This is a genomic window from Allomuricauda sp. XS_ASV26 (assembly GCF_041224615.1).
In the GTDB taxonomy this organism is placed as follows: Bacteria; Bacteroidota; Bacteroidia; order Flavobacteriales; family Flavobacteriaceae; genus Flagellimonas; species Flagellimonas alginolytica.
Genome location: NZ_JBGFGK010000033.1, coordinates 112,019 through 132,454, shown reverse-complemented (window position 1 = coordinate 132,454; position 20,436 = coordinate 112,019). Strand labels below are relative to the sequence as shown.

General features: G+C 41.0%; 15 protein-coding genes. 12 read left to right on the top strand and 3 right to left on the bottom strand.

Going from position 1 to position 20,436, the window contains the following annotated elements; all coding sequences use genetic code 11:
* Position 1: 1 nt before the first annotated feature.
* Positions 2-649 (top strand): hypothetical protein, encoded by a 648-nt coding sequence (locus AB9K32_RS12675; RefSeq protein WP_369885392.1) that lies wholly within the window; start codon positions 2-4, stop codon positions 647-649.
* A 90-nt stretch (positions 650-739) separates the two neighbouring features.
* Here the strand turns inward: AB9K32_RS12675 and AB9K32_RS12670 are convergent, their stop codons facing one another.
* On the bottom strand, positions 740-1,960 hold the full coding sequence (locus AB9K32_RS12670; protein WP_369885391.1) for a site-specific integrase: 1,221 nt from the start codon (positions 1,958-1,960) through the stop codon (positions 740-742).
* A gap of 502 nt (positions 1,961-2,462) precedes the next feature.
* On the opposite strand from AB9K32_RS12670, the gene AB9K32_RS12665 reads away from it, so the two are divergent.
* Both AB9K32_RS12665 and AB9K32_RS12660 read left to right on the top strand, forming a co-directional pair.
* A complete protein-coding gene (locus tag AB9K32_RS12665; RefSeq protein WP_369885390.1) occupies positions 2,463-3,461 on the top strand; it encodes a sensor histidine kinase in 999 nt (332 codons plus the stop codon).
* A gap of 4 nt (positions 3,462-3,465) precedes the next feature.
* Positions 3,466-4,158 (top strand): LytR/AlgR family response regulator transcription factor, encoded by a 693-nt coding sequence (locus tag AB9K32_RS12660; protein WP_369885389.1) that lies wholly within the window; start codon positions 3,466-3,468, stop codon positions 4,156-4,158.
* Between the two features lie 52 nt (positions 4,159-4,210).
* Here AB9K32_RS12660 and AB9K32_RS12655 read toward each other — a convergent pair whose 3' ends face one another.
* A complete protein-coding gene (locus tag AB9K32_RS12655; RefSeq protein WP_369885388.1) occupies positions 4,211-5,860 on the bottom strand; it encodes a solute:sodium symporter family transporter in 1,650 nt (549 codons plus the stop codon).
* 425 nt (positions 5,861-6,285) lie between these two features.
* Between AB9K32_RS12655 and AB9K32_RS12650 the strand changes: the two genes are divergently transcribed.
* From AB9K32_RS12650 to AB9K32_RS12640, 3 genes are read left to right on the top strand one after another with little or no spacing between them, the layout of a single operon-like run.
* On the top strand, positions 6,286-7,494 hold the full coding sequence (locus AB9K32_RS12650; protein ID WP_224836431.1) for a DUF5690 family protein: 1,209 nt from the start codon (positions 6,286-6,288) through the stop codon (positions 7,492-7,494).
* Positions 7,484-8,656 (top strand): TIGR03364 family FAD-dependent oxidoreductase, encoded by a 1,173-nt coding sequence (locus AB9K32_RS12645; protein ID WP_369885387.1) that lies wholly within the window; start codon positions 7,484-7,486, stop codon positions 8,654-8,656. The genes AB9K32_RS12650 and AB9K32_RS12645 overlap by 11 nt, the downstream gene beginning before the upstream one ends.
* Positions 8,653-9,327 carry a phosphonatase-like hydrolase gene (locus AB9K32_RS12640; protein ID WP_224835765.1) on the top strand — a complete coding sequence of 225 codons (675 nt, stop codon included), beginning with the start codon at positions 8,653-8,655 and terminating at the stop codon, positions 9,325-9,327. The genes AB9K32_RS12645 and AB9K32_RS12640 overlap by 4 nt, the downstream gene beginning before the upstream one ends.
* Here the strand turns inward: AB9K32_RS12640 and AB9K32_RS12635 are convergent, their stop codons facing one another.
* A complete protein-coding gene (locus AB9K32_RS12635; protein WP_224836430.1) occupies positions 9,328-9,894 on the bottom strand; it encodes an XRE family transcriptional regulator in 567 nt (188 codons plus the stop codon).
* A 280-nt stretch (positions 9,895-10,174) separates the two neighbouring features.
* On the opposite strand from AB9K32_RS12635, the gene AB9K32_RS12630 reads away from it, so the two are divergent.
* The 6 genes from AB9K32_RS12630 to AB9K32_RS12605 all read left to right on the top strand — a co-directional run bounded on the left by AB9K32_RS12630 (position 10,175) and on the right by AB9K32_RS12605 (position 20,424).
* Complete coding sequence (locus tag AB9K32_RS12630; protein WP_369885386.1) at positions 10,175-13,384, top strand: SusC/RagA family TonB-linked outer membrane protein; 3,210 nt, start codon at positions 10,175-10,177, stop codon at positions 13,382-13,384.
* Between the two features lie 23 nt (positions 13,385-13,407).
* Complete coding sequence (locus tag AB9K32_RS12625; protein WP_369885385.1) at positions 13,408-14,856, top strand: SusD/RagB family nutrient-binding outer membrane lipoprotein; 1,449 nt, start codon at positions 13,408-13,410, stop codon at positions 14,854-14,856.
* 74 nt (positions 14,857-14,930) lie between these two features.
* The gene (locus tag AB9K32_RS12620; RefSeq protein ID WP_369885384.1) at positions 14,931-16,589 is read left to right on the top strand and encodes an alkaline phosphatase family protein; all 1,659 of its coding nucleotides are present in this window, start codon (positions 14,931-14,933) and stop codon (positions 16,587-16,589) included.
* Between the two features lie 4 nt (positions 16,590-16,593).
* On the top strand, positions 16,594-17,964 hold the full coding sequence (locus AB9K32_RS12615; protein ID WP_369885383.1) for an aspartate aminotransferase family protein: 1,371 nt from the start codon (positions 16,594-16,596) through the stop codon (positions 17,962-17,964).
* Positions 17,964-19,568, top strand: a complete 1,605-nt coding sequence (locus AB9K32_RS12610; protein ID WP_369885382.1) for a fibronectin type III domain-containing protein — start codon at positions 17,964-17,966, stop codon at positions 19,566-19,568. Before AB9K32_RS12615 ends, AB9K32_RS12610 begins: the two co-directional genes overlap by 1 nt.
* A 223-nt stretch (positions 19,569-19,791) precedes the next feature.
* Positions 19,792-20,424 carry a Crp/Fnr family transcriptional regulator gene (locus AB9K32_RS12605; protein WP_252081208.1) on the top strand — a complete coding sequence of 211 codons (633 nt, stop codon included), beginning with the start codon at positions 19,792-19,794 and terminating at the stop codon, positions 20,422-20,424.
* Positions 20,425-20,436: the final 12 nt, after the last annotated feature.

The window sequence follows — 20,436 nt, the reverse complement described above, 5'->3', positions numbered from 1 at the left end:
CATGATCAGTTCAAGGGTGCTAGCCTTTCTTTCGTTAATTTTAATCTTTTCCATTGGGAATGCACAGGATATTCGGGGAAAATGGATGCAGATTAGAATCCCGAATTCAATAAACTATCCACTTGTAAATATTATTGAGATAAGAAGTGATAGTATTTATGCATTTGATTTTGATAAGTTGTACGAAAAGGGAGAAACTAAAATTCTTGGTAAGAACACTCTAGTTTTAAATGATTCACTTATAGTTGATTTTAAGTTCATTGGTGACAATATCTTGGTACAAAAGTCTGTTAATGATGTCAATGTAGAGCATCCAGTGAAGTTTGTCCGATTACTACCTACAAAAGACCAAGACAATCAAGTCGACAGCCTTTATAATAAATCCTTTAGTATTCATTTTGCCCATGCAAAAATGAAGTTTGTATTGGGTGAGAAAAAAGCTAAAGGTGATGCAATTATAATGGATAATCCATCCATAGTTACGGACCACATTATTATTGAAAAGGTGCAAAAAACTTATTTTTTATGTTTCTATTTGTTGGAAAAACTTAGTTATGCCTTTCCAATTAAAGAAATACACTTAGACACACTCATCATATATGGTATTCCTAATTCAGAAAATGAAGTAGTAGCCAGAAGAGTTAATTAATCTATTCTGAAAAGAATAGCATATGTAACTTATTTATGACAGCTTTTCGAATGAGTTTGTAAGATTCTTAAAAGAAAGCAGAACTATTTTTTAGATAGAATTTAGTTCTAATTGATAGGTGTCAAGTACATTGCTTGGTAATGACTTTAGATAAATTTGAGTGGTACTGAGTTTATTGTGGCCCATCATTGCGGATATGGCTTCCAGAGGAACTTTTTTGAACATTGCATGGGTTGCAAAACTATGTCTTGAAACATAAGAAGTTAAACGCTCTTCAATCTTACATTCTTTTGCGATTTCCTTCAAACCAATATTGTAACGTCTAAGCTCCCATTGGGCATCTTTGTACTGCAATTCCAAAGTATCCCGATAAATTATGGGCAATAAAAAACCAGAGGGGTTAGGATTGTCCAGATAGTATTGAATAATGGGTTTAATTTGATCGGTTATAATTATATCGTAACGTTTTCCTGTTTTCCGTCTTTGGAATTTAACACGGCCATCAATTATATTATCCCTTTTCAGAAATGCCATATCAATAAAAGACATACCTAACATCAGATAAGAAAGAATAAAATAATTTCTATAGTGAAAATGATTGGAGCCAATCTCGGTTTTCATTTCAAGTATTTTCTTGATGCTTTCAATCTTAATGGCTCTTTTTTCAGTTGGCTTTGTTTTTATTATGTAGTATTTAAAAGGGTAGAGAGCTTCATCCACCATGCCTTCCTTGATTCCTTTATTGTAGATGGCCTTTATCGTTCTCATATATGATGCAATTCCATTAATGGTATTGCCTGGTTTAGATAAATGATGTCTTTCAAACCGTCTTAAGAATTCAAGGTTTAGTTCGTTAAATTTTAAATCTCTACCGTTTGTAAATACTCTTAGTCGCCCAATTATCCCGGAATAGTTTCTAGCAGTGCCAATCCGCTTTTCTTTTATAAGCTCTTCCGCTTTTTGAAGGCCAAACTCATAAAAGGAGTTTAATCTTTTTCTATTGACTATTTTATCAGCAATATCTTTTGCTGTAAGACTATCCAATTGATCATTATCGGCCAGTCTATTGATTACTTCTTGTGCCTTAAGTTGTTTTTTTAATAAAAGGGTATTCATTAAGTGGACTGAATCAACATCTGGAAAATTTCTTTTTACTTTGCATCGATGATGATCCCAATATTCCTCTGGGACATAATGACCTGTTTTGATTGATGTGGTTTTTCTAAAATGGGTCAGCCTCAAAATGATGGGAAAACATCCATTTTGGGTCATTCTGCGGGTGTCCAAACTTAGCTTTATACTCGTATTCATGAACATAAGTTATAAAAAAATTTGCACGCAATTTGCACGCAAAAGCTTGGTTTCAATTGATTCTGTTTGAAATTAAAATTTATTAAAATATTGATAATCAATTAAATAACAGCAAATTTAATTTTGCTTGTACCCCATTCGACGACGCTGTTAATCAGAGGGTCCTTGGTTCGAGCCCAAGAGGGGGAGCATCTAAAGCAAAAGCCACCGAAAAACGGTGGCTTTTTTGTTGGGTAAAGTTTGTTGTTGAGTGTCATATAAGTGGCAATATTGATACATGCCATTTTTCTCCAATTTCATCAAAATATTTGGAATCCCTACAAGTTGATTGCCAAATCTGGCTTCACGATAAACCCCTTATTTCTTAATATGCATTTAACCAATTACTTAAGTGCGTTTTGTGGTCAAACTGTCGTTTACAGGGTAAATATGGTTGTTTATAAAGCAACTTTTCTTATGCAATACTTTTATCAATAGTTTTGTTCTAGCTAAAAAGAGCATTTTGATTTCTAAAAAAGAACTTCTTTTTCAAATAATACTGCACGTTTTGGTGCTATTGTTTTTCTCCTTTAGCCGAAACACCGGGGGAATTGTCTGGTATCGGGCCGTATTCCTGTTGTTTTATAGTATTTCGACCGTGTCCATAACGTATTACCTAATGCCGCGGTTTCTGTACAAGAAAAAGTATTGGCAGTTCTTCTTTGGGGTGACCTTGGTAGTGGTATCCGTAATTTTGATCGAAGAATTGGTGTTGGAGCCTATAATGTTTCCCGATACCGAACGTGGAAGAAGCTTTCCTGGAATATATATATCATTGTTCAGTGTACTGCCCGTAATCTGTATTCTGTCCGGATTTAAATTCGGATGGGATGCCTTGCAGAAACAAGCGCAGATAGATGAATTGAAAAACGCCATAGAAGAAAGTGAACTTCAATTTCTCAGAAACCAGATAAACCCGCACTTTTTGTTCAACAATTTGAACAATTTATACTCCTATGCCCTGCAAGAATCGCCTAAAACCCCTGAGATTATTTTGGAGATGAGCGGTGTTCTGCGTTACATGCTGTACGAGTCCAAAGAGCAGATGGTCCCGCTCAAAAAAGAGCTGGAGCAACTGGGGAACTTTATCAAGTTGTACAAATTACAGATAGAGGACAGGGGCGAGGTACTTTTTGATGTTGATAAAATAGAGGGCGAATACAGGATCGCGCCATTAATTTTGATTGTGTTTATCGAAAACGCCTTTAAACATAGCCAGTCGGGTCAATCTTCGGATATCAAGATCAATATTTCCGTTAAGGTAAATAATACCACCTTGGAATTCGTATGCAGCAATAACTACGTCTCTGGCTTTAGTTTGGATAGTGTGGCCAAGGGTATCGGGTTAAAAAATGTGAGGAAAAGATTAGAGCTGCTTTATCCAAAAAAACATATTTTGCAGATAGAGGAAACAGAGAACGATTACAAGGTATATCTAAAATTGGAACTGGAAAAAGTCTAAAAAGATGAGGTGTATTATAGTTGAGGATCAACCACCGGCGCAGCGAATCTTAAAAAAATATATACAAGATGTTCCCAACTTGGAACTTGTTGATATGTTTTCGGACGGTCTGAGCGCCATGGAATTCCTGAACCGGGAGTCCGTGGATATTATGTTCTTGGACATACACTTGCCAAAAATCAATGGTCTGGACTTTTTAAAGAGTATTCCGGACCCTCCTCAAGTTATTTTGACCACTGCTTTCTCCGAATACGCCTTGGAAGGATATGATCTAAATGTAGTGGACTACTTGTTGAAGCCATTTTCGTTTCAGCGCTTTTTACAGGCCGTGAACAAGGCAAATGCCAAGTTGGATGTGCAGAGATCCGGCAGCGTCAATGAACTACTGACCGAGATTTACGTAAAATCCAGCCACGAGCATATTAAAGTGCTGGTGGATGATATTTACACGATTACCTCGGATTCCGATTATACCGAAATCCACTTGGAGGACAAAAAAATCTTGTCCAACGAACCACTTAGACATTGGGTAAGTGTTTTGGGAGGCGATCAATTCTATCAAATCCACAAATCACATATCATAAACACCAAAAAAATCGATAGGATTTCAGGAAATCTGGTGATCCTGGCCAATGGGGCCAAAGTACCCTTGGGCAGGGCATATAAGGATACTTTTTTAAAGAGCATATTAAAGTAAAAGCCCGGAATTTGTTTCCGGGCTTTTACTTTAAATCTTTATAAATTTTGCTCTATTTCGCAAAGTACACATAAATGGCAATAACGATAAAGCAGATAAATGCACTGGCCGGTTTTACATACTTCCAGGGCTCAATGGAAACCTGTTTGGTGTACTCCAATTCGAAGGGTTCTTTTCTTGGATAAAACTTCCCGATGATCAACATAATTACAATATTGGAAACAAACAATATCGCCATTACGTGAAGATAGTGTGGATAGGCACCGGCTTCTACCAGATTTAGTTCCACAGGGTCTGTAATGCCATTTGCCTTGGCTTCGGCAAGTGCGTTGGCCACCATTCTGGGCCCCACAATAAACTGACTGATGATGTAAAGAATGGATCCTGAAAGGATGCCTATTTTGGCTGCAATGGCAGGTACCCTTTTGGTGAGATATCCCACAACGATTATAGTGAAAATAGGGATGCTGTAAATACCGTTGATCTCTTGTAAATAGTTGAACAAGCTACCAGCGTTGGCAATCATTGGGGCAATGAACATGGCTGCAAGTGCCAAGCATACGCCGAACACCTTACCGTATTTTACCACGGTTATTTCCGAGGCATTTTTGTTGATGTGCTGTTTATAAATGTCTATCCCGAACAAGGTCACCGAACTATTGAGCACACTATTGAACGAACTTAAAATAGCACCAAAAAGTACAGCGGCAAAGAAGCCCATTAATGGTTTAGGAAGCACGGCGCGTACCAGTTCGGGATATGCCAAGTCGCTACTGGCAAGCCCTCCCTCAAAATAATAGTAGGCGATCATCCCGGGCAACACCAAGATTATTGGCCCTAAAATCTTTAAAAATGCGGCCAATAATAGGCCTTTTTGGCCTTCCGCAAGGTTTTTTGCGCCCAATCCCCTTTGGATGATTTGTTGATTGGTGCCCCAATAGAAAAGCTGAACCAGCATCATTCCTGTAAAAATGGTGGAAAAGGGCACCTCTTGTCCAGGATTCCCAGTGGAATCAAAGCGCTCTGGGTTGGCATCCATTAATGTTTGCAAGCCGCCAAGAACACTTCCGTCCCCAATGGCCATCAATCCAAAAACGGGTATCAAAATACCACCTACAATAAGTCCAACCGCATTGATACTGTCTGAAACGGCAACAGCCTTTAATCCTCCAAAAACCGCATAAATGGAACCAATGATACCGATACCCCAAATACAAACGACCAAAGCGGTGGAATCCGATACCCCTAGTAAGGTCGGAACATCGAACATACCACTTATGGCAACCGAACCAGAATATAAAATTACCGGCAACAGCACAACAACATAGCCCGTTAAGAAAAGTCCCGATGTAATCGTTTTTGTGGTAACATCGAACCGTTTGGCCAAAAACTGAGGGACCGTTGTAAGTCCTCCCTTTAAATAGCGCGGGAGCAAAAACAATGCGGTGACCACTATGGCAAGCGCTGCCAGGGTTTCCCAGGCCATGACCGATAATCCGTCCTTATATGCACTGCCGTTTAGGCCAACAATTTGTTCTGTGGAGAGGTTGGTGAGCAATAGTGACCCAGCTATTACGCCGGCGGTTAGGCTTCTTCCGCCCAAAAAATAACCGTCCGATGAGGTTTCGTCCGTTTTTCTAACGGACCACCAGGATATTATACCTACCATTAGAGTAAATCCCAAAAAGGAAATAAGTGCCATACTTTAAAGTTTGATGTTCCGGCGCGTGCCAAAACGGTTTGCTTAGTTGGGTGCAATTAATCTGGACTTTACAAAAAACTGCAAGGTGAATCGGTATGGTCCAATATTAAAAGCGAATATAAAATTCTAACAAATGCTAATATAACTGGATTTTTCGGAAAAGTATATAGAATCTATAAACGCAACATTTTCATTCTAATTTGAAGGAGTTTCAAAAGTTTATGGATGGCTGGCCTTCAAAAAGATAATCCACAGCTAACAATTATTTAAACTGTTTTGTGGCTTTTTTATGATAATAAATTGAGTAATTAGCAACTTAATTTTATTATTAGTAAACTTTGATTGATAATAGTTCTGTTGTTAAGCGACCGAGTTTGGTTTTTGTGCTGCACGCATCGCTTGCTGCTTTTGGCACTTACTTTTGTATGTACGCTTTTAGGAAACCATTTTCTGTAGCAACTTTTGATGGAGTGGCTTTCTGGGGAGTGGATTACAAGATATTATTGGTGATTGCGCAGGTGTTGGGGTACGCACTATCCAAATTTGTCGGTATAAAAGTGATATCGGAACTAAAACCCGACCAAAGGTTACTTTACTTAATATCGCTTATAGGTATTGCAGAAATATCCCTGTTGCTTTTTGCCTGGGTCCCTGCACCGTACAATATATTGTTTATGTTCTTGAACGGTTTGCCCTTGGGAATGATCTGGGGCATTGTGTTTTCCTATATAGAAGGAAGAAAGTTTACCGATATTCTGGGAGTGGTCCTATCTGCAAGTTTTATCGTCTCCAGTGGCGTTGTAAAATCTGTAGGCCTCTTTGTTATGAATTCATGGGGTGTGAGCGAATTTTGGATGCCCTCCGTGACCGGGGCATTGTTTTTTGTTCCCCTTTTGATTTGCTCCCTTCTTTTACAACGGGTTCCACCACCAACAGCCCAAGATATTTCCAGCAGGACCGAACGTATCCCAATGACTGCGGCAGACCGAAGAGACTTGGTCAAAAAGTATTTTTTTCCATTGGTGCTCATTGTGCTCTTCTATACATTTTTAACCGCATTTAGGGATTTTAGGGACAATTTTGCTCGAGAACTTTGGGATAGTATCGGGTATCAGGGCGATGTTTCCGTTTTTTCGACATCGGAAATCATAATTGCAATTATAGTCTTATTGATCATAGGTTCCATTTTTTATATAAAGAACAATTTTAAGGCGCTACTTACCTATCATGCCCTACTAATAATGGGCACCTTGGTGTTGGCCGTAGGTACACTTTTGTTTCAAACAGGAGTACTGGACCCATTTATTTGGATGGTTTGCACCGGCTTTGGGCTATATATCTGCTACGTGCCCTTCAATTGTCTTTTTTTCGACCGCTTCATAGCCACCTATCATGTAAAAGGGAATTCGGGTTTTCTTATATACATCGCCGATTCTTTTGGCTACGTGGGCAGTGTACTTGTTTTGCTCTATAAAAACTTTGGACAGGCCAATTTATCTTGGCTCAACTTTTTTATATATGGAACCTATGCCGTAGCATTTATAGGTATTGGCTGTACACTGGTGCTGTATTTTCATTTTACTGCGCTGAGCAAGGCGGAACAACTCAATAAACAATTCGATTATGGACAATAAGTATGATGCTGTCATTGTAGGTGGCGGTGTTTTGGGAACTTTTCATGCCTATCATGCAATGGAAATGGGCCTAAAAGTTTGCTTGGTGGAAAAAGATGCCTACCCCAAAGGGGCTACCACCCAGAACTTTGGACAGGTTGTGCCTTCTGGCATGAATACCAAATGGCAAAAATTTGGCCGCGAAAGTCTTCGAATATATAAGGATATCCAATCGCAGTTCGATATCAGTATCCGTCAGAACGGTACAGTCTATTTAGCATCCAACGAAGAAGAAGAGCGTTTGCTGGTGGAGCTTAGGGCAATAAACAGTGGCAACGATTACGAATCCAAAATGCTAACCAAGGAACAGTGCTTGGAAAAATATCCAGGATTAAGGAAAGACTATGTTCTGTCCGGATTGTATTTTCCGCAAGAAGTCACCGTAGAGCCCAGGGTAATGATCCATAAACTTCAAAAATATTTGATGGAGCAAAAAGGGTTGGATATCAAGTTCGATTTTCCGGTGGTTTCCTGCGAATCCGATGGTAGTTGGGTTAGGGTCAAAAACACCAAAAATATAGAAGTGCAAGCCAAAAAAGTGATAATCTGCAATGGGGCCGATTTTAAAAATCTTTATCCCGAAACGTTTGCATCCAGTGATCTAGAGGTTTCCAAATTGCAGATGATGCAGACCAAACCCCAAGGGAATTACAATCTAAAAGGATCTATATTGACAGGTTGGTCCATTCGAAGGTACGAGGCGTTTCACGAATGTCCTTCCTTCAAAACGATAAAGGCCAACGAGCCAAAGGACAGCCTTCAAAAGAAATGGGGGGTACACATTTTGTTTAAACAAGCAGCAGATGGTTCGGTAATTCTCGGGGATTCCCACCAATACGCCGATGCCGGTAACATGGAAGATCTGGGATACGATCTTGATATGGATATTGATGATTTTATGGTTCAGGAGGCCAAGAAAATTATTGACCTGCCCACCTATCAAATCCAAAAAAGATGGTACGGCATGTACTCACAATGTAAAAACAGTGATATTTATCAAAAAACAATAGACAACAATATTCATATTGTTACGGGAATCGGAGGTAAGGGAATGACTGGGAGTGCCGGATTTTCCAAAAAAAACATTGCAACAATTTTTAATGCACAGAAAATCAATTTATGAAAAAAATAGAACTGGCCGTTTTTGATATGGCGGGAACCACAGTGAACGAAGATAATGTGGTGTACAAAACCGTAAGGGCCGCTCTGGCGAAGCATGGCGTGGATGTTACTTTGGAAACTGTACTCGAATGCGGCGCTGGAAAGGAAAAGTTTAAGGCCATTTCCGATATTTTAGAGGAAAGCCAGAACAAAAGTGTGGATGCCAAAGCAGTGTTTCAGGATTTTAAGGGAATGTTGGAAGATGCTTATACCAATTTAAACGTTGGCACTTATGATGGCGTTGAAGAACTATTTAAAACCTTAAAGAAACAGGAAGTAAAAATAGTGTTGAATACTGGTTATGATCGTAAAACAGCGGAAACCCTTTTAAATAAATTGGGGTGGATTCCCGGTGAACAGGTGGATGCTTTGATCACGGCGGACGATGTGGTCAATGGAAGACCGTCGTCCGAAATGATAGATAAGGCCATGGAATTATTTGGTGTTACCGATCCGCAAAAGGTATTAAAGGCCGGCGACTCCGCTATCGATATTGAAGAGGGTAAAAATGCCAATTGCGGCTGGACGGTAGGTGTACTTACCGGGGCACAGAACCGTGAGCAATTGGAAACAGCACGGCCAACCCTTATCTTGGAATCCTTGTCCAGCTTGGCGGAGGAATTGTTTTCCTGATCAGATAAAAAAATATACAACCAACATTTTAGAAGGAACATTCCCTTTGTTTACAGGTACATGGGGGACTCTACCATCAAAAAAAATAGAGTCCCCTTCTTTTAACAGCACTTCTTGGTCGCCTATTTCGTAATAGCACTCACCGGTTAAAATATATTTGAACTCAAAAGCATCGGTCACCACTTTTTCCCTTTTAGAGTTGGGCTGTACCTCCAAGAGCACACTTTCAAAGCCGACCGAGTTCAATTGCTTGCTAAAGATGTAATTGTAAGAAAAGCCGATAGCTTCGTCTTCCTTATCGATCACGGACTGTTCATCTTTGCGGGTCACTAAAAAATTCTGTCCATTTACATTGGGGATACCATCAAAAAAAACGGTCATTTCGGTGCCCAATGCTTCCACAATTTTCAAAAATACGGGCAACGATGGAATGGTACGGCCATTTTCTATCCTGGAAATTAAGCCGGCAGTTACCCCGGCACTTCCAGCAACATCGTTTATGGTTTTTTTATTGTCTTTGCGAATTTGTTTGATCCTCTTTCCAATGCCCACCAAATAATCTTCCATAATATGCGAACTCAAAAATTTTAGTATTTATAATATTCTAAGAAAGATCAAGAATAAGAAAAATATCTGTAACGGTAGGATATTGTTAGAGTTCTTAAAAAAGAACATGTCTCTAACCTTTGTTAAAAGTTAAATATTTGTAAATAATATTAATATAACATTGGGCTGTTTCTTTTAACCTTTCCGTATCATTTTTTTAATCTGGATGGATGCGTGTCTTAATTCTGGTGTTGGATATTTGTTGATAAATAATTAACCAAATTTTACAAATATTCAACAAATGAAAAAATCATTCGTAGCATTTTTACTTGCATTTACGGTAAGTATAATTGGCTATTCGCAAGTCACCTTTTCTGGAAAGGTAGTAGACGAGAACAACGTGCCTTTACCAGGTGCATCGGTTGTTGTAAAGGGCAGTGCCAATGGTGTTGCCACCGACTTTGATGGAAACTTTGAAATAGAGCTTCCTCAAGGTGGAGAAATACTCGAGGTATCCTATATAGGGTATATCTCTCAAGATGTTGAGACTGCTGGAAAAACATCCATTTCCATAATGCTACAGCCAGATTCCCAACAGTTGGATGAGGTAGTTGTTACTGCATTGGGGATTAAAAGGGAAACCAAGAAACTGGCATATGCGGTACAAAAGGTTTCCGGTGAAGAAATCGCAGAGGCGCGTGAAACCAACGTGGTGAACTCTCTCTCCGGTAAAATGGCGGGAGTTCAGGTAACAGGAGGTAATTCTGGGGTTGGTTCTACATCACAGATTATAATTCGTGGAGAAAGTTCATTAAACCCAAGCCCAAATGCCAACTCTCCATTGTTCGTTGTGGATGGGATTCCTATAAACAACAATGTTAGCAACAGAGGTTCCGAAGGTAACATGGAAGTGGATTACGGTAATGGGGCCATGGACATAAACCCGGACGATGTAGAAACAATGACCGTGCTTAAAGGTCCGAACGCCACCGCATTGTACGGTTCCAGAGGTGCAAATGGTGTTGTACTTATAACAACAAAATCAGGTCAAGGTACCAAAGGAATCGGTGTTTCCATAACCCATAACACAACTTTCGAGGACTTATTGACCCTTCCAAAATACCAAAACCGATATGGACAGGGTTCTGGCGGTCAGTTTGCCTTTAACGATGGTGGTCAGAACCGTTCCCTTACCGGAGGCATAAACGATCATGTGGACGAAAGTTGGGGACCTGCCATGAACGGGCAATTGATCCCACAGCACGATAGTCCTACCTCTAGCGGTTTCCGCGCGGGCGATGTACATGTTAGACCAAGAAATCCCGATGGTACTTTTGCCGATGAGATCATCGCAACCCCATTTTCTCCCCAACCCGATAATATCGAAGATTTTTTTAGAACTGGTTTTACCATGAGCAATAACGTGGCTTTGACCGGTGCCAATAAAGATGGAAATTTTAGGGTTTCATTTACCGACCTACAGAGTGAGAGTGTAATCCCGCACTCCAATTTTAAAAGAAGGTCATATCAAGTAAACGGATCATATAATCTAACGGATTGGTTAAAGGTTACTGGATCTATGAATTACATCAACTCAAATTCACGTAACCGTCCCAACAATTCCTATGGAACGGAGAACATTATGTACCTGTGGATTTGGTTCGGCCGTCATATCAATATGAACGGATTAAAGGATTACTGGCAGCCTGGATTGGAAGATGTTCAGCAGTACAACTACAACTATAACTATCACGACAACCCGTTCTTTACGGTTTTCGAAAATACAAACGCCTTTAATAAGGATCGTGTAATTACCAATCTTAGGGCAGATATGAATCTTGCCAATGGTTTAAGTTTGATGGTCCGTACAGGCTTCGATTATTCCAATGAGTTGGATAGACGTAAAAGGGCCTACTCTACACAACGTTTTCCAAATGGACAGTATAGAGAGGATTTTGTGTATGCCTACGAACAGAACACCGATTTCTTGCTGTCCTATAACAAAGAATTGAATCAAGACTTTGATTTTGGGATATCCTTGGGAGGTAACCACCGTTCTGCCAAAAACAGATACCAGCGGATCAGTGCCAATTCCTTGTCCATTCCTGGGATCTACAATTTTGGAAATGCCGCAGAACCTTTAACACAAAGCGATTACGATAGCAAGTTTACCGTAAACAGTTTGTATGCATTTTCCAACTTGGCCTATAAAGATTATGCATTTTTGGATGTAACGGCACGTAACGATTGGTCGTCCACACTACCCGATGGCAACAATAGCTATTTCTATCCATCCGTTGGTTTAAGTTTTATTCTTTCGGATATGTTTCAAATGCCGGAAGCGATCAGCTTTGCAAAAATTAGAGGGGGTTGGGCAAGTGTAGGTAACGATACCGACCCTTATAATTTGGCCGCGACCTATGGTTTTGGAAATACGTTTAACGGGTATTCACGAGTTTATTCACCGTCCGAACTAAAATTGGCCGACCTAAAACCGGAGCGTACCAACTCGTTCGAAGTAGGGGCCGATTTAAGATTCTTGGGTAACCGCTTGGGATTGGACGTTGCAGCATACAAATCCATCACCAAAAACCAGATTTTATCCTTGCCGGTATCCAATACTTCCGGGTATAGTTCTAGAATCATAAACGCAGGTGAAGTTGAGAACAAAGGTTTGGAAGTAACGTTATCGGCCACTCCGGTACAAACGGATAATTTTAGCTGGAACACCAACATCAACTTTACCACCAATCGTGGAGAGGTAAAAGAGTTGACGGAAGGCCTAGATCAATATTTGGTTAAATCGAACTATTTGCAAGTAGTGGCCGAAGTAGGCGAGCGCATGGGCGATTTGTACGGAACCGGATTTGAAAAAGTTACCGATAAGAACAGCCAATACTATGGACAATGGATCATAGATGGTGATTCAGGATTGCCCATTAGAAGCAACGAGTTAAGAAACCTAGGAAACTACAACCCTGATTTTATGGTTGGTTTTCAAAATAGTTTCAGGTATAAAAATCTTCGTTTCGGATTCTTGTTCGATTGGAGACAAGGTGGTGTGTATCACTCAAGAACAGTTGCCATTGGCGGAACAACCGGTATGCTGGACTTTACCGTTCCCGGTCGCGAAACAGGGATCGTGGCACAAGGTGTTGTGGACGATGGAAACGGAAATTATACACCAAACACCACAAACGTAGCTGCATCCAATTATTACTCCCACGTTTATAACAGAGGTAACGAGGAAAGTTCAATGTTCGATGCCACCTATGTAAAATTGAGAGAAGTAAAACTTGGATACACATTACCGAGCAAACTATTGGCAAAAACCCCGATAAAGTCCGCCACAATTTCACTGGTGGGCCGTAATCTGGCCCTTTGGACAGAGAACGATCATGTAGACCCTGAAACCATCTCATTCTCAGGAGGAACCATTGTTCCCGGCGTAGAAGATATGGCATTGCCAAGCACAAGAAGTTTTGGGCTTAACCTTAACGTAGAATTTTAAAAAAGAATTTAAGATAAAGAATGATGAAAACATCAAACTTCATAAAATCCATCTTATTTGCAGGAACCGTTTTGGTTTCGTGTACCAACAATTTTGAGGAAATCAATTCCAACCCAAATGCGCCCGAACAAGTTAGCGCCAACCTGCTTACCTCTACGGTAACCTCCGAAATTACACGGACATTGACACAAGAAGGGTATAGCGACGGGAACACAATTACCCAATTAATGGCCAAAAACAATTTCCCTGGGTTTAGCCAGTTCGATTGGGGAGATCAAGGCATGTGGAATTTTTTCTACAGCTATTTGCCCGAGATCAACGATATTTTGGAAATTTCAAGAGCAGAAGGCACTCAAAATTCAACTTACGAAGGGATTGCACTTACCCTAAGGGCACTATCTTTTGCCAACCTTACCGATTTGTACGGTCACGTTCCATATAGCGAGGCAATGGCAGGTAAAACAGAAGGTATTTTTACCCCTGTTTACGATGATCAAGAAACGGTATACAACGGAGTACTTCAGGATTTGGCCGATGCCGATGCGGCACTTGCCAAAGGTCAGGCCATAGCAGGGTCTACCGGTGATGTAATTTATAACGGCGATGCATCCAAATGGAGAAAATTGGCGAACGCATTGCGTTTGCGCTACCTATTGCGAATTTCCAAGCAAAGAGATGTATCCTCCGAAATGCAGGCCATTGTAAGTGCAGGAAATTACATCAACGATAATAGCGACAATGCGATTTTGGTTTATAGTGGAACATCCAATACCGATTCTTGGCCACAGAGTACGGGTCGTATTGGAGGGTTCGATGAAAAGAGTCTTTGCACAACCTTGTTGGGCTATTTTGAAGAATTCAATGATCCCCGATTGGATATTTGGTTCGATCGCAACAGTGAAGGTGAATGGGTGGGGATCCCAATTGGTCTTAACCAAGATAACGCTCGTGCCTATGACGATGAATTTAGTCCAAGTCGATTGGATGTTGAGCTGTTCTATTTTTCCTCTACAGCAGCCGAAGCCTTTATTATGAAAAACTCCGAAGTACAGTTTATCCTTGCCGAAGCTGCAGAAAGAGGGTTTATTTCTGGAAGTGCAGAGGATTATTATAACAATGGAATCCGTGCAAGTTTGGATTACTGGGGTGTGCCCAGTGATGACATTGAAGCGTATTTGGTACAGCCGGCCGTTCAATACAATGGTTCTTTGGAATTATTGTTGACCCAAAAAACAATTGCCCTTTGGAACGTGGATTACCAAGGATGGATGGACTATCGAAGAACTGGAATACCCGCCTTGGAGAATGGTCAAGACGACCTTAATGGCGGCCGATATCCAGTTCGCTTCCTTTACCCCTCCTCTGAACAGACCTTGAACGGAGATAATTATAAGGCAGCGGTAGAGGCCATGGGTGGCGAAGGCGATAACATCAATACACCGGGATGGTGGGAAACAGGAACAAGATACTAAGCTTACAAAATTTAAAATAATTGCAAGTGGTTGCCCTTTACCAAGGGCAGCCTTTGCATTTAATAACCAACAGTATGTCAAGATTAATTGTATGTGCCATTTTATCTGTATTCCTTCTGTTTTCATGTGATTCCAAAATCAAGAAAACCCCTACAGGAATCAAGCATGTAGTGGTTATCGGAGTAGATGGTATGAGCCCGGATGGTATTCTTAAGGCAGAAACCCCAATGATGGACGAAATGGTTAAGAACGGCGCAGCCACCATGAACGGAAGGGCCGTATTACCATCCAGTTCCAGTCCAAACTGGGCCAGCATGATCATGGGAGCCGGTACGGAACAACATGGGGTTACATCTAACGGATGGGAAAAATTCGACCATCAATTGCCTCCGGTCGTAGCCACCAAAAACGGAACTTTTCCAACAATATTTACACTTTTTAAAGACCAACAACCGGAAGCCCATGTAGGAGCTATTTACGATTGGGATGGATTCGGACGCTTGTTCGAGAAATCGGATGTTGATTTTGATATTGATGGAGACCACGAAGAAAAAACTGCCCTTGCAGCAGTGGACTATATCAAAAAGAATAAACCAAAGTTCACCTTTGTCCACTTGGACCATGTGGACCACGCAGGCCATGCCAAGGGTCACGGCACTCCCGATTATTATGAGTCCGTGGAAAAAGCAGATGCCCTAATCACCAAAATTGTGGATGCTACCAAAGAAGCCGGAATTTTTGAAAATACCATGTTCATAGTGGCCTCCGATCATGGTGGGTTGGGCTTTGGCCATGGAGGAGAAAGCTTGGCCGAAATGGAGATTCCTTTTATTTTGTACGGCGCAGGCATTAAAAAAGGATATCAAATAAAAGAAACCGTTTATCAATACGACAACGCACCAACTGTAGCCTATGCCATGGGGCTAATAACTCCGCAAGCATGGATCGGTCGTCCCGTCAAAGGTGCATTTATAGGTAATAAAGCCCCAAAACTTATCTACAAGCGAAAGGTTAAAATAACCCAACCAAAAATTCTTCCGGATGCTGGCTATTTTGAGCCAGCAGGAGGGATTTTTAAAGCAGACTCGGTGGCGGTGGTTATGCAAAACCCGAACAATTTGGGCGAGATAAGGTACACACTTGGAGATATAGTTCCCACATTCGATAATAGCCAACGTTACCAAGATACCTTCTATCTGAAACAAACAGAAATCGTAAAAGCAGGAATATTTCAGGACAACCAATTGGTGAGTACGGTTACGGAGGCTAATTTTAGAATTGTTCCAAAATTAAAGCAAGACCCTGTTCAATTTGAAATTTATCAGGTAAATGGAATAGAAAAATTACCCGATTTCTCGTCTCTAACACCAATGCTTAAAGGTTTTGTAACCGAGTTTTCTCACAAACAGTCCTTGACCAAGGACAGGCCCCAAGAGCAGGTTGCCGTTGTGTTTGAAAGTTTACTCGAAATTCCACAAGAAGGGAAGTATACTTTTTATACCAATAGTGATGATGGCAGCAAACTTTATGTAAATGGCACCGAAATAGTTGACAACGATGGAGACCATGGTGTAAGGGAACGTAGCGGGTCGTTACAACTTGCCAAAGGGAAACATTTGGTGCGTGTGGAGTATTTTAATGGAGGCGGGGGCTTTCATTTAGATGTGAAATATAAAGGCCCAAACACCCCAAAACAGATTATACCTGCAAATCATTTATACAGAGAAAAATAGGTAAATGATGAACCGAGAACGCGATAAGCACAACTTAGAATCTGTTGTGGAAGGCGACATTAACCGAACCCCCGCTCGGAGCGAATGGTTGCAAAACGAAGTGAGCGAAGAAACCAGAGAACTTTTGGAAAAAGATGCTAAATATTTTATGCATCAATCCATGTCGACACCTTGTTTGGATGTGCTCCAAACGTGTGAAGGGTCGCACATAGAAAGTATATCCGGCAAAAAATATTTGGATTTTCACGGCAACAATGTGCACCAAATTGGATTTTCCCATCCAAAATTGGTCTCTCGTTTAACCGAGCAACTACAAAGCCTAACTTTTTCCACCCGAAGGTATGCCAACAAGACCGCAATTCGGTTTGCCGAGAAGTTAACTTCATATACGCCCAAAGGTCTTGACCGTGTCTTGCTTACGCCAAATGGAAGCTCTGCTATTGGTATTGCCCTAAAATTGGCGAGGGCCGTAACAGGAAAGCACAAAGTGGTCTCATTCTGGGATTCGTTCCATGGAGCCTCTTTAGATGCCATAAGCGTGGGCGGCGAGTCTGTTTTTCAGGAACATATGGGGCCTTTAATGCCGGGGGTGGAGCGCATTCCACCGCCAATAACCTATCGTGGTATTTTTGAAGGAGATGAGGATAGGGCCTTGGAATATTTGAAATATGTTTTGGAAAAAGAGCATCAGATAGGGGCATTTTTGGCAGAAACCATCCGTAATACCGATGTGCAGATTCCATCAAAAAAATTCTGGAAAGGAGCAAGGGAGTTATGCACTGAACATAATGTACTTTTAATTTTGGATGAAATCCCGATTGCCTTCGGGCGCACGGGCAAAATGTTTGCCTATGAGCTTTTTGACATTGAACCGGACATTCTATGTTTGGGCAAAGGTCTAGGCGGGGGGATATTTCCACAGGCGGCCATTGTGACTCGAGAAGAGTACAATAAGTTCGGGGATATTTCGCTTGGGCACTATACTCACGAAAAAAGTCCATTGGGCTCCATGGCAGGATTAACGCTATTGGAAGTGCTCGAAGATGAACAGATTCTTCAAAAAGTGAAGGAAGATCAAGAGTTTATGCGGAAGAACCTTTATAAAATGTACCGTAAATATTCCTTGATAGGTGACGTTCGAGGCGTAGGACTTTTATGGGGAATCGAATTAGTGGTCGATAGAACCACAAAGAAAAAAGCAACGGCAGAAGCCGAGGAAATCATGTACGAATGTCTAAAACAAGGATTGAGTTTCAAGGTTTCCAAAGGGAACGTTCTGCAACTTTCGCCCGCTTTGACCATTTCCAGGGAAGAGCTGGAAACAGCATTTGAAATACTTAATTGTGCATTTTTAAAAACCAACACCATAGCCTAATGAAAAAAATCAACTGTTTTTGTATTGTTTTTTGTTTGGGATTGATGCAGCTTGCTGCCCAGACCAAACCCGAAATTCTTGTGCAACCTTATTTGCAAGATGCCGAACCCAATTCCATAGTGATCATGTGGGAAACCTCTAGCGGAGAGGAAAGCATTGTAGAGTGGGGAACTACCGAAAAACTCGGTAAAAAAGCCACCGGAAGGGCAGAGGACATCAATTTCTCCGAATCCAGGGTGCATACTGTAAAATTGGAAGGACTCAAGCGATTCACCGAGTATTATTATCGTGTAAAAACGGGAAAGATAACATCGGATATCTTCCAATTTAAAACACCGCCGTTTTCAAGTGACGAAGAGTCCTTTAATATTGTGGCCATGAGCGATATGCAATACGATAGCCAGCATCCCAATAAATTTTCCGAGATCGTGAATCAAGGAGTGCTTCAATATCTCGAAAAAGCGCATGGCGGCAAATTGCCCAATAACTTGGCCATGGTAATGATTCCTGGCGATTTAGTGACCACGGGAAGCAAATACTATCAATGGAAAGAGCATTTTTTTGATCCCGCCCAAAAGCTTTTTGCAGAAGTTCCTGTATATCCCGTTTTGGGAAATCATGAAAAAAATTCGGTATTCTACTTCAAGTACTTCAGTTTGCCCGAAAATGGAACTCCCGCCTACGCAGAACATTGGTGGTACAAGGATTATGGGAATACGCGAATCATCGGATTAAATTCCAACGAAGGTTATCGTGACCTACGGGAACAGTACGAGTGGCTGGAGAAAGTATTGTTGGATACCGAAAAAAACGAGGATATTGATTTTGTTTTTGCACAACTTCATCATCCGCATAAATCAGAACTGTGGATTCCAGGGGAGGAAGAATCGACAGGAAAAGTGGTGAAAATGCTCGAAGAGTTTTCAACAAAAACAGGAAAACCAAGTATTCATTTCTTTGGACATACCCACGGGTATTCCAGAGGACAGTCCCGAGACCATAAGCACTTGTGGATAAATGTGGCATCCGCTGGAGGCGCTATTGACAATTGGGGCGAGTTTGAAGGCAGGGATTATGATGAGTTTACCGTTACCCAGGACGAATACGGTTTTGTTATGGTCGAGGTGGATGGCAACAGGAACGACCCCAAGTTTACCATTAAAAGGATTAGTAGGGGGAATACGATCAAATCCAGAGAAAATGAACTTCGGGATAGCATCACGATTTGGAGGCTGAGCAAAAAACCCGAAGCGCCCAAGGCGGTCTCCCCAATCAATGGTGCAATTGTAAAGGATGAGTTTGCCATGTTGAAAGCCGGAGAATTTTCCAGTGCACACCATGCCTCCTTCCATGCAGCATCCCATTGGCAGGTATCGGAATCCAAGGATTTTGAAAAATTGGCCTTGGATAGCTGGAAACAATTTGAAAACTGGTATTACAAAGAAAATCGTCAAGAGAACGATGATTTGACGGACGAAAAAACAAAACGATTAAAACCCAATACAAATTACTATTGGAGAGTCAGATATAGAGACCAAAACTTAAATTGGAGCGATTGGTCCCCAACGGTGTCATTTAAAACGGCAGAAATAAAAAGCAAGTAGAGACAAATTTTGTCCGAAGTGATGGATTCAGTTTTCACTAGTTATTACCTCTCCGGAACAAGAAAATTCCTAAAACTATAAGTTTAAGTACGTTTAATTCAGTTTATTAGTTCATGTTTGTGCAAAGACCCGTATGATCAGTGCGGGTCTTTCTCTTTGTACCCTGAAGCTATGTGCTAGGTTTTGTTAAAATGGTTACCTTAGAGCAGTGTATTTTTGCCAAATGGAAGAAGAACTTTTAGGAACATTCAGCAACTATTTCGAACCTGCTCTTATCCAAGAGATCCTTAAAGAGGGCAAGTATAAGGAGATTCCAGCAGGAGAAACCATTATGGATATTGGCCAATATATAAGAAGTATGCCACTGTTGTTGTCCGGGGCCATAAAAGTTCTCAGGGAAGACGAAGAAGGCGATGAACTGCTTTTATATTATTTGGAGCAGGGCGAAACCTGTTCGGTGACCATGACCTGCTGTATGGGACATACCAAAAGCGAAATTAAGGCCATAACCGAAACCGATACCAAAATTGTGATGGTACCGGTGCAGAAAATGGAGGAATGGATGGCAAAATATAAAGGTTGGCGCAATTATGTTTTTGATAGTTACCAAAACCGTCTGAATGAGTTGTTGCTGACCGTGGACAGTATCGCCTTTAAAAATTTAGATCAACGTTTAATGGATTATCTGAAAAAGAAAGTCGAGGTAACCAATGACAACCGGATAAATAACACACATCAAGAGATCGCTTATGACTTGCACACCTCAAGGGTGGTAGTTTCCAGATTGTTGAAAAAACTGGAGAAAATGAAGAAGCTGGAGCTCCACAGAAACCACATTCTTGTAATAGACCTTTAAAATATGTGCCCT